Below are 10,973 nucleotides of genomic sequence, written 5' to 3'. Positions count from 1 at the left end.
AGCACCCCGAGCGGAGCCGAGGGGGCTGCGGAGCCCTTAGCACAAAGTTACGCATTCAAGAGTGCGGGGCTTAGGCCCATGTGGTCTTTGAAAACTCATTTGTGGTGCCGTAGTTCTGAGGGCTGTGCATCCTGAGGACTGAGGACTAACGACTAAGGACTGTCCAGCTAGTCCCCCGCCTGAAAACAAGTTTCCCCAGTAAATACAAGCCTATCGGAGTGTTTTGGGGGCTGCACCGACCAGCTAGCAAGGGTGATAATATACTTGACGAATCAAACTTCCTCCTGTATGCTGTTTTTATGTTCAGATTCAAGCCTAAGTACAAAAGCTTTAACGAACGCAACACCTTTCGAGATGACCCATGGGGAACATTAGCGTTCATAGCTTTCATTGTTGTTGTGCTTGTTCTGATCCTATTAGGAAAATGATTATGCCCTCTCCAAAGACATTGCAGCAGGCTATCTTGTTCTACTCCAACCCGGATAACTGCCTTGAGTACATGAAGGCTATACGGTGGCCTGATGGTAACGTCTGCTGCCCGACCTGTGGCCGCACTGATGTTGTGTTTCTCAAGAATCAAAGGAAGTGGCAATGCAAGAGCGTACATCCCAAGCGCCAATTCAGTGCCAAAGTGGGAACCATCTTTGAAGACTCGCCTATCGGTCTGGACAAGTGGCTCACCGCTGTCTGGATGATTTGCAATTGTAAGAACGGAGTTAGCTCTTACGAGATTGCACGCGCTATTGGTGTCACTCAGAAGTCGGCATGGTTCATGATGCATCGCATTCGTCTGGCAATGCAGGACGGCTCTATGGTGAAACTCGGTGGTGGTGGAAGAGAAGTAGAAGCCGATGAAACCTTCATTGGTGGCAAGGCGAAATTCATGCACCTTGCAGAACGTAAGCGCCGTATCACTTCCAGAGGTGGCCACAACGATAAGACTACCGTCTTTGGAGTTATGGAACGCGGGGGCAATGTTCGCTGCCAAGTGATATCTACTACTAGACGGCACGCCATCCAAAAGGCAGTTAAGGAAAATGTTGCTGCTGAGTCGGCTCTGTACACTGACGCCTTGGGTTCCTATCGCGGAATGGAAAACGAATATGCCCATCAGGTGATTGACCACGCTATCGCTTACGTCAATGGCCGGGTGCACACTAATAGCATGGAAAACTTCTGGAGCCTGTTGAAGCGTTCCATCGGGGGAACCTACGTTAGTGTTGAACCATTTCATCTCTATCGTTACCTTGATGAGCAATGCTTCCGTTTCAATAACCGGAAGGATGCAAACCGTAAACCTCTTAGCGATCTTGCCCGTTTCAATCTCGCCATGAATAACATAGTCGGAAAGCGTCTCACCTATACTGAGCTAACCGACAAGGTGGGACAAACGGAAACCTTCTAAGCATTACCGTGGCGCTTTGCGTCAGATGCGCGGGGGCCGGAAGCCTTAGTTTTCCGGCCTTTTGCTTTCTTCTCCGCATCTAGCTTGGCCTTTAGTTCCTTGTGGCTCACTTTGATTATTTGGCGCATTGTTTGGTCGAAGTTCTCAAATTCCTTGTTGCTCATCTCGTCTCCTAACTACGGCTAGCCTTAAGTCTATTGATTGCATGTTTAGATTTTGGACTGTCATCCGGTTCAATGCCACCATACATAATCTGCTGAGCGAATATGCTGTAGAACGTTTCTGCTACTGTGTCTTCGCCTTCAAGGTGTTTGCGGATGAAATAACAAGCTAAATCGGCGAGCTGTAGCCCAACAGAATCTTTGGAGTCTCCAAAGTACATTTCGTCATGGAGATACCATAGACCTGTTCCCCAGTGCGGAGGGCGCATTTTTGTTCGCAATTGACGATATGTCTCCTTAAGAAGATTGCGCTTACCTTTATCCGTGCTATCTAAGATCAGGAGTGCGTACTCCAACCCATGCTCAGCTCCTAATTCTTCGGTTTTCTCAGTCATTACAATCGGAATTACAGGCATACAGATACGAAACGCAATATCTGTTGGACTGGCGGATGCGTAACTTTTTTTTGCGATAGCGCTAGTGTCAACGGCACCATAAATGATTGGAATTTGTAATTGCTTGAGAGTACCAAGCAAATAGCGTATAGCTGAAAACCGCACTTCTTGATCAATCCCATCAAATACGCCACTTCCATGATAGAGTTCCCACCCCTTGAATTCTTGAAACTGTACTAGACGGTCTGGTGGAATGATATTTGAGATAGTGATTGCCAAACTTTCTTCGATTGTTTGGAATTGTTTGTCATGAATAAATACAGCGGCTAGAGCTTCACACTTTACATGTTTCTCATCTGCGGAATCGTCAATATAGCCAATAAACACAAATGTTCTCCCTTTCACTGAAGGTGCCATTACCGCACCACCGCCTGACCCATCATCCCCTTGCTTAGATGATTCGTCAAGTATATTATCACCCTAGCAAGGTACCCCCCTCCCCACCCGCTTCGCAAAGTCGGACGAGCACGAGGATGCTGAACCCGCGAGGCCAAACTCTGAGGCAAAGCGAAAGGATCGATCAGTTTGGAGCTCTCAGCAAGTTACCCGCTCAAAAGCAGGTTTCCCCAGTAAATACGCGCATATCAGAGTGTTTTTGGGGGATCCACTGACTAGCAGCAAGTCCCCCCATGCCGGACGCGCAATCTGTACAAACAGGGCCGTTGGTCCCCACACCAACGGCCCAAATTGCTTTAAGACGCAGGCTCTCCTATTGTCTTACGGCCCAACCGTGATGTAGTCCATGTCCGGACCGAAGGCGGTGTTGTTGTAGAACTTCACGTTGTTCGACCCTGCGTTCAGCGTAACCTTCACCGCGATGCCGGGAGCGGTCGCAGTCCAGCTTGTGCCTGTCGCTGACACTGAACTTCCCGTCCCGCCGTTCACGCTGTAAAACAGTGTACGCGTACCGCTCACCACCGGAAAGATGGTCAGCGTATAGGTACCGGCGGTTGAGACCGTGATGTTGTTGATCACGAGGAAATTCGAAGTGTTACTCCCGATGAATCGCACTCGCTGGCCCCCGGAGCAACCCGCACAGGCCGCCACGGCAACCGCTCCGGAAAGCGTATTGCCGCTGGCCTCGGCTTCGTACTTGGTGGTTGTGACTGCAGCGCTCACCACCAGGGTTACCGTGGTGCTGTGGCTGAGGCTGCCGCTGGTGCCGGTGATCGTCAGTGTGTAGGTTGCCGGCGTCGTGGAGCTGGTGGTGGAACAACTCACGGTCGATGATCCTGAACCGCCACTGATGGAGGGCGCACTGCAAGTAACACCGCTCGGCAGTCCGCCTACCGCCAAACTCACTGTACCGCTAAACCCATTGCTGGGCGCAACGGTTGCCGTATAGCTGGTACCGCCACCGGCGGTTACCGTCTGCGATGATGGTGATGCTGAGAGCGAAAAGTCCGGTGGAGGCGGAGCGTTCACGCCCAAAGTCACTGTTGCGCTGTGACTGAGGCTGCCGCTGGTGCCCGTAATACCCAGTGTGTAAGTCCCTGCCGCCGTAGAGATGGCCGTCGAACAATTCACCGCTGCCGAACCCGATCCACCACTGATTGAAGCCGGACTGCAACTCGCCCCGCTAGGCAGACCGCTCACACCCAGACTTACCGTTCCGTTAAATCCGTTGCTGGGCGTTACGGTGGCGGTGTAGCTTGTGCTTCCGCCGGCGGTCACGGTTTGCGAAGCCGGCGCCGCCGACAGGGAAAAATCTGGCGGAATAACTGAGCCACAAGCGCCGCTGTAGCCTATATTCGCCGCCGCCGCCGCACCCAACCGGTCGCACAACTGTGCCAGATACAAGCTGGATGGAGTGACGTGCGTACCCAGAGATTCGTAAATACCGTTGGGCAACGTGGAAGGGCCACCTGGAGCACCAGTGGTAACTTCTGTTCCCACGCAGCCGATGCACCAGTTGTTTACTCCCGGAGGCTCTTGTACCAGGAAATCTGGACTGGTAACGTTCCAGGCCACGGCCCATCCTGCATCCCAACCCTGGCCAGAGCCAAAGTTGCCGCGATCGGAAAAGGCAATCCCTGGAGTTCCGGACGTACCCCCCGGGAACTGGCTGCTATCCGCCAATATGCCGGTCGCCCAACGCTGGTGGGGGGCAAAGCCCCGGCTATCAGAGTTGCTATTGAGCAATACAACCGGGCCCGTGACCTCAGCCTGAACCACATACGCCCACACGCCAGTATTGCCCTTGGAAGAGCACTTGTTTAGCAGGATTCGCGTACCACTGATGCCGAAGTCGGCCGGTCCTGCCGAATGGGTGAAGGCCAGGCTATGAGTGATGGTGACATTGTCGAGTGTGATCTGCTTGGTACCACCCCCGATGCTGATGCTGTTGTCGGTGTCGTGCACGATGAGGTCCTGAACCCATCCATTGATAACAGTGTTCATCGACAAAGCCTGAAATTGTGGCATTGAGATATCAACATCCGCGGCTGGTGCCGTGACGCTGAGATGTTCGACGCCAACCTGCGCGATGCGGCCAGCAAATGTGTACTTGATGATGGAGCCGGCGGGCGGGTTCAGAAGACTGGAGTCAAAGGAATCGGTGATAGGAGCGTCCAGGGTGATCTGGTTACCGTTGATGGCGGCGATGGTGCGATCAGTGTGAATAATGCTACCGACCGAGATCCATGTCTGGTGCGCGCCGTTGCGCGTCAGGGTATCCATGTTCATGAAATGGACCCAGGGCGCTGTCACCGGCCGTTGAACCAGGATCGTGTCGCCTACGTTGAAACCCGAAGTGCTGTTGACGTTGAAAGAAAGCGCACCCGAGGGGACAAACGAGTCAGTGATCGAAGCAGAGCTGCCCACCGTGGTTGCCGAACCAGAACCGCTGATGGAGAGCAGCAGGTGAGGCGAGCCGGTCATATTCAGATTGCTGCCGCCTGTTCCTGAGCCGCTGCCGCGCAGCACGACACCACCGGCCGTGATGCTGATTGTGCCGGAGACATTGTAAGTCCCAGCCTGTAACAGCACTGCGCCTCGAAAACCATTGGCATCCGGCGTAAGCGCTGAAACCGCGTTGATAGCAGCCTGTATGTGTGCGGTATTGTCACCACTGACTGGACTAATGGTTTGGACCACGGGCACGACCGGCAATTTCATGCCACCGCCTTCGTATCCCGCATAGGAATAATCCAGGATGCGGTTGCCGTTAGCATCCGTCTTATAGTGCAAATGGCCATCCGAGCCAGTAAAGACCCATGTGGAAGTCGCCTGCCCAAAGAGCACACAAGGGACTACTAAAAATGCGACCGCTAAATGTAAAAACAATAACAATCTCTTCATCGTGGAGCCTCCGTTGAATCGTGTTTTCTTTGCGATGCTGTTCAAAAATAAGGGTGGCCCCAAGTTCGAGCGCCATAGCACGCGAACCAAAGACTCACCCGATCTCTCACAAGGCCGTTACTGCGCCGTGAAATTACACACTTTCAGGGTTCCGCTGGACGTGCTGCTCACCAGAGCACCCCAATGGTCGAGACTGGTCACCGCGTTTTGCTCCGTGCGAAAAGCAAAGTTCGTGCCCACTGTCTGCTCCGAACCGCCTGCGGGCGTCACGAACACAGAATAGGTATGAGCAGTAACATTGATTGCCAGCCGGAAGTGATAGCTGCTTCCTCCCGAATATTGGATTGTTGAGTTGAAGTAGCCGCCGCCGTTGCGTGCCTGTATGACTCCTGAGGTGGCAAAGGCAACAATGTTGGCAAATCCGGTGAATGCGGTCTGCGCTCCTTTCGATATTCCTACGGCTGAGCTCTGGCCCGAAACGGATGGGGTGGCATCAAACACTGCCGTAAAGCTTCCACTGTGCGCGGAGAAGGCAGTGTTGTTCCAGGTGCCATTCGCGGTTGCGGTGGTGCAAACCATCGCCGAGTTCACGGTGAGATTGACGGTCGTGCTGTGGCTGAGGCTGCCGCTGGTTCCAGTGATTGTCAGTGTGTAGGTTGCCGGCGTCGTGGTGCTGGTCGTGGAACAACTGACCGTCGAGGATCCGGAGCCGCCGCTAATCGAAGGCGCACTGCAACTGGCCGCACTCGGCACACCGCTAACCGCCAGATTCACTGTCCCGCCAAAACCATTACTGGGCGTTACGGTTGCCGTATAGCTGGTGCTTCCGCCCGCCGTCACCGTTTGTGATGACGGTGATGCGCTCAAAGCGAAATCCGGCGGAGGCGGAGCGTTGACCGTCAAACTGACCGTCGCACTATGACTAAGAGTGCCGCTCGTTCCCGTAATGGTGAGAGTATAGGTTCCCGGAGGCGTCGACACCGTGGTTGAGCAACTCACGGTTGACGAACCCGAACCGCCGCTGATTGAGGGTGCGCTGCACGTAGCTCCGCTGGGCAATCCACTCACACCCAGACTGACCGTCCCGCTAAACCCATTGATCAGTGCAACAGTAGCCGTGTAGCTAGTCCCGCTGCCAGCGATCACCGTCTGCGATGCGGGCCCTGCCGACAATGTGAAATCCGGCGGAGAAGAATGAACACTGATCCAGTGTTTCATCCAGAGAATGCCCGACGTCATGATGGTCGAACCCTGTTGTCTTCCCGAAGCAATGGCAGCGTTGGCTATCGGCTTGTAAATGGCCGTGTTGTACGGCGTCAGGAAAAACCATCCGGGGAGAAGATAGTTTTGGGTTGTGCCGCCCGAGCCATCAACCTTCGTAAAGTAAAGATCCGGACCGTCTGCAATTGCATGGACTACCGTATCGGCATAGGTTTTCATCTGTTGGGCCGTGGCGTTGGTATAACTGCCTGCGTAGGCCCGCGTGAGTCCCCACATATCGTACTGGCCGTGTCCGACGTCCTCGCCGGTGGTGCGGCCGGTGCAGTCGCCGAAGTTGCAATATCCCCAGTTGAAGACGGCGGCGCCGTCGGGTGCGGTAGACGGCAGACCATGATTCACAAACAGGTTCGTCGTGTTCTTGACGATGGCCGTATACATTGTGACCTGACCGGGATTGTCGCCCAGGATCACATGGCATTGCGCCAGCCGCTGATAGGCATTGAGCAGCATCATCATCACATTCCAGGCATTGACGTTATGAAAGCCAGACTGGTACCCAAGTGATGTGCTGGGGCGCCTGATCAAGAGCGTATTGGGATCAATGAAGTACTTCGTGAATGAAGTACTCATAGTGAATTCCAGCATGGAGACATAGGTCTTTGCCCGCGCCAAATAGGTCGTGCCGAAATGATTCGGGTCGCCGTCAGGCACGGTATCGTTCCAGATGGAGGGGGTCTTCAAAATGTTGTAGGCGGTATAGCCCATGTGTCCAACCGTATCCCCAACCTCGCTTTCGTAGTAGGTGGGGTTGGAACAGGTGGAGCAGTTCGGCGGCCAGACGGGCTCTACGTTCCCCGTCCACATCACCCGGTGCTCGCCGAGAGGAAGATCGTTACGATGAATCAGCCAGGTATCGTTCCACCGGATAGCCAGATTGAGCAATTGAGTGTGCTCTGCGCTCAAGCTGGGAATGTCCCCGGTAATCACGTACAGGTCGTTCATGGCCTCGAGCGTGACTCCGCCAGGACCGTCCGCCAGATAGTTGTGGCTGGTTCCCGGATCCTCAATGGTTGGGATCGGAAGAGCCGTCACGTTGTTGATGAAGGTATCAACCTCGTGCTGCGTCACCTCGCCATCCAGGCTGTCAATTACATACTGGGCGTGCACGCGTGTTGCCGCCCCTAACCAGAGGCACACGCAAACTGCAACTGCTATCCAGTGAAAAAAATTGCTCTTGGATTTTCGTGTTGCGCGAATCTTTTGCCGCGTTGTCAACTGTCTCTGAGACCAAATCATGTATCCTCCGTTGTGGTTGCATCTTTAATAGATCAATAGATCCCGCTATTAATAGATCCGCTATTGCCTTCAGCACCCCTCATCGCCGGGATCTGCATGGGGGCTCACTGGTGCCACAAATATCGAGCAGATATGAACTGTCGACATTGCGCACCCTGGTTAAGAGGATGCGGTCCAGCTTATCTGCAGGACCGCATCCCTCACTTTGGGCCATTGGTCCGCACACCAATAACTCCAAAACCTCTTAAAACTGTTCTATTTATGTCTTCAACGGATGCTGGCGGGCCTGGCTTGAACGCGGATATCCCACAGAATCCCTGGTGCGGGCTGACTTTTATACCCGCGTCTATGGCTTCGGCAAGTGAATTTACGGTATAGACAGATGCTTAACCCGTTAAAGGGCTTGATAAATATCGTGGTTAGGGTTCCAGGTTAAAAGAATGTCAAGACTTAGGTTAAAGACCACTATTTAGGAGGAATTTCTTCTTGTAATCTGGGGGCGCGATAGGTCACGACCGAAATATCAGCGGGCGCCATCGGTCGTCGCGTAATTCTGAGCAATGCTTCGAAGTATGGAAAGCTGTTTTTCCCGGCGCTCCGCGCTATGTCGCCGTTCTGTTGAAGGCGCCATCGAAATTTCCACATGTAGTCTTCAAAAGTCAGAAAATCGCCGGTAGAGGAGTAATCCTGCGGGCTCATACAAGAGATGATGGCCACGTTTCCCTTCTTTCCAGGACTCGGCAGAAGGGCGATAATCGCATAGCTCTCCTCTTCGTTCCCATTTTGTTTAGGGATCCGGTATTGGTCCTGCTCCGCTCCGGTTGCCCACGTATCCACAGGATAATAACTTTCCGATGCGCCATCGTACTTCCACCGCAGGCCTACTTGTTTGTCAAAGAGCTGTATCCAGGGATTTGAATTTCCATTGCCCAGCATGATTGCGTTGAACATCTGCAGCCGTCTTCGGGAATATTCTTTGGGAAAACGTACCACGGTGTGCGCCGAGAAAAATTGTGACATGCGCGAAAGTGTCCAGAAAAATTGGATGGTTGCATTGCTGGAAGACCCTTTTAACGCCATGGATTCCGCAAAATCCCGATCTACTTTCGCGACGGCCGGCATCTTATCTGCCTTGTGCATGTAATTTCCATCGAGATAATCTTCGAGACTGACCGGCTTATGTAACATCTGTTGGTAGAGTTCCAGCGCCGAATCGTCCAGAACTACATCTGTCGTGCCAGCTCCCTCTGGAACCAGAATTTGCGACCAGAATTGATTCACCGTAGGCGCCAGCATGCGCTCCTGTAGGCTTGGGCGTAGAGGCGGTCTTGGAGCAGGAGCAGAACTAGGTACAGGTATAGGTTGCGCCGGGCGAATGAAATGAAGCACTGCGAGCGTTGAAAAACACCCAAACATTGCTGCCAGTATCACCGCAATCCAGCTCTTCCAGTTGGACCTCAGTGGGATGGTTGGCTGGGCAACAGGCGTCGCCCCAGGCGCAGTTGCAGGTGACGGCATCGGTACGGCTGCAGCAGGCCGCGCGCGAAAAACCGGCGCGTAGTTCCCTTTCACAATTTCTATGATGATCGGTTCGTCGCGGCCTTCTTCTTCAAAATACTGTTCCAGGCGTTTGCGCAGCAGTGAAGCATGCACACGCGCAATATTGTCGGTCGCGGTATCGTAATCCCGGGGACGCTCGAAAACATTGCACCCAATCTCCTGCTCACCGATTTCCTGGACATCATCGTCAAGAACGCGGCCGCAAACATACATCAACAGGTCATGCAACCGGGCAGACTTATTGAAGTAGCGGCTCGAGGCAACTCGCTCCACCAGCGTTCGATGAGAATCGGTCACTTTATTGTCGATTGTATGGTGGTTCGCGATAGAACCCATATGGGGAAAACAACTCCTCGGCTGGCCACAACTCGAGGCTCGGTTGGGGAGAATAGCAAACGTTCAACCTATTTACAACGCCGAATTCAGCTTGTGAAACGCTGGTTCCGCAGGTTGTAATATCGCTTTCACTTCCCCGTGTCAAACAAAAACTACCAAACAAAATCTATAGCGGAAGTTGAAGCATTTTGTGTGAGTTGTGAGTGGAGCGCGTACAGCGGATTTCACGCGGCTATTCAGGAGCGTTAAGACTTGGGCCGCGCGGGCCTTTTGCGCAATTGCCAATTATCTCTTGTTCTTAGAGTAGATAGGATATAGATACTAGATTAATGACTACATTTGTATGGACGGCCCGCCTGGGTGCGCTGACAGCGCTGCTTGTCATCGCACGCCTCTTCTATATAGATGATACCGGCTTCAGCGTCATTTTAGTTCTGCCCGGCTTCCTGTTTCTTATCAATCTGCTGGCTTTGCCGCGAAAAAGAGCTTTGGCGTGGTCGGTGGTCCTGGGATGCACTGCATTTGTCATCTGTGGTCTGATTTTGTTGCTCGCTGCTATCGGGTTCTTCGATGAAAGGTCTTCCACGATTTTTGTCTTCAAATACGTTGGCCTGCTCACTGTTGCCCAAGTTGCACTCGTCTGGGGGGCCATTCGGACGTATTACTCACGGCAGCGCAAAGATCCAGAATACGAGAGCCCGGAGCGCAAGATCAAAGACGGCAAGATTCTCAATGGCGCCATCGTCGGGGGTGTAATTCTTACTGTTCTCTTTTTGGTCATACTCGCCGCTCTTCCCACATTCATCCGGTCGAAGGTTCATCGCAATGATGCTGGGGCCATCTATTCCTTGCGCGTTCTTAACGAGGCTTTGGCTGCTTACCGCAAAGATCATTCTGGGCAGGGATATCCTGCGAGTCTCACGTCTCTTCAACCTTATTCTTCCTTCAACGGACACAGAATTGACCCACGCCTGCTTTGTAGCAATCCCTCCTGCATCAAAGACGGCTACGTTTTCACATATAGCTTAAGCAATTCAAAACCTCTGATGGCCGGCTATTCCCTAATAGCCCGGCCAGTGCGTTATGACCGAACTGGATCAAAGAATTTTTATACGGATGAATCGGGCGGCATTCACGCGGCCAGCGAAGACCGCGTCCCTCTGGCCAGTGATACCCCGCTCGACTACGGCCCACTCAAACCCGAGGAGCAAAAACCTCTGCCTGAAGATTTGGATTAGC

7 protein-coding genes are annotated in these 10,973 nt (G+C 53.1%); 2 read left to right on the top strand and 5 right to left on the bottom strand.

Features of this window, described 5'->3' with window-relative positions:
- Nucleotides 1–430: 430 nt before the first annotated feature.
- Nucleotides 431–1,405 carry an IS1595 family transposase gene (locus VK738_04140; protein ID HTD21818.1) on the top strand — a complete coding sequence of 325 codons (975 nt, stop codon included), beginning with the start codon at nt 431–433 and terminating at the stop codon, nt 1,403–1,405.
- Here the strand turns inward: VK738_04140 and VK738_04135 are convergent.
- The 5 genes from VK738_04135 to VK738_04115 all read right to left on the bottom strand — a co-directional run bounded on the left by VK738_04135 (nt 1,402) and on the right by VK738_04115 (nt 9,734).
- Nucleotides 1,402–1,569 carry a hypothetical protein gene (locus tag VK738_04135; protein ID HTD21817.1) on the bottom strand — a complete coding sequence of 56 codons (168 nt, stop codon included), beginning with the start codon at nt 1,567–1,569 and terminating at the stop codon, nt 1,402–1,404. The genes VK738_04140 and VK738_04135 overlap by 4 nt on opposite strands.
- An 8-nt stretch (nt 1,570–1,577) precedes the next feature.
- Nucleotides 1,578–2,378, bottom strand: a complete 801-nt coding sequence (locus VK738_04130) for a DUF3800 domain-containing protein (protein HTD21816.1) — start codon at nt 2,376–2,378, stop codon at nt 1,578–1,580.
- Between the two features lie 360 nt (nt 2,379–2,738).
- Nucleotides 2,739–5,321: a hypothetical protein gene (locus VK738_04125; protein HTD21815.1), complete on the bottom strand. Its 2,583-nt coding sequence runs from the start codon at nt 5,319–5,321 to the stop codon at nt 2,739–2,741.
- A gap of 117 nt (nt 5,322–5,438) precedes the next feature.
- Nucleotides 5,439–7,739, bottom strand: coding sequence for a hypothetical protein (locus VK738_04120; GenBank protein HTD21814.1), 2,301 nt, complete (start codon nt 7,737–7,739; stop codon nt 5,439–5,441).
- Nucleotides 7,740–8,303: 564 nt separating this feature from the next.
- On the bottom strand, nt 8,304–9,734 hold the full coding sequence (locus VK738_04115) for a hypothetical protein (protein HTD21813.1): 1,431 nt from the start codon (nt 9,732–9,734) through the stop codon (nt 8,304–8,306).
- Nucleotides 9,735–10,063: 329 nt separating this feature from the next.
- Here VK738_04115 and VK738_04110 point away from each other — a divergent pair, with 329 nt between their 5' ends.
- Nucleotides 10,064–10,972 carry a hypothetical protein gene (locus VK738_04110; GenBank protein ID HTD21812.1) on the top strand — a complete coding sequence of 303 codons (909 nt, stop codon included), beginning with the start codon at nt 10,064–10,066 and terminating at the stop codon, nt 10,970–10,972.
- Nucleotide 10,973: the final 1 nt, after the last annotated feature.

The sequence above is a fragment of the Terriglobales bacterium genome, from assembly GCA_035487355.1.
Classification (GTDB): Bacteria; Acidobacteriota; Terriglobia; order Terriglobales; family Acidobacteriaceae; genus QIAW01.
This window is presented reverse-complemented; position numbering and strand designations above follow the sequence as displayed.